Here is a 546-nt window from a genome sequence, read left to right as displayed (position 1 = left end):
AATAGAAACTTCTAGCGTACGTGACTTTTCTTTGACGCCATCACCATGACAGTCAGGACATGGGTTTTTAATCTGTTTACCCGTGCCACCGCAATGTGGACAAGCTTGCTGTACCGCAAAGAAACCTTGCTGCATACGAATCTGACCTTGACCATGACAGGTCTGACACGTAACCACATCAGAGGCGTCTTTTGCGCCTTTACCATCACAAGTATCACAAGGGGCTGGTGCAGTAAAGCTGATCTCTTTTTTGCAGCCACGTACTGCTTCTTCTAGTGTCAGCTCGATTACATAACGCAGATCAGAACCACGGCGTGAACGCCCGCCGCCGCCGCCGCGTGACTGACCAAAGATATCACCGAAGTTCCCAAAGATATCGCCAAAGATATCTTGGAAGTTACCTGCGCCTGCCCCGCCAAAGCCGCCACCGCCCATACCATTTTCAAAGGCAGCATGACCCATACGATCATAGGCTGAGCGTTTGTCTGCATCGCTCAAGACTTCATATGCCATGGACGCTTCTTTGAATTTTTCTTCAGCTTCAGG

1 protein-coding gene is annotated in these 546 nt (G+C 49.8%); it reads right to left on the bottom strand.

Features of this window, described 5'->3' with window-relative positions; genetic code table 11:
- Positions 1 to 546, bottom strand: a 546-nt coding sequence (locus tag ACS8FD_RS23790) for a zinc finger domain-containing protein (RefSeq protein ID WP_439277664.1), incomplete at both ends; no start/stop codon positions are given.

Source organism: Psychrobacter sp. 1U2, from assembly GCF_051847575.1.
Note: the sequence above shows the minus strand (reverse complement) of the source record. Positions and strands in the feature narration are given on the sequence as shown.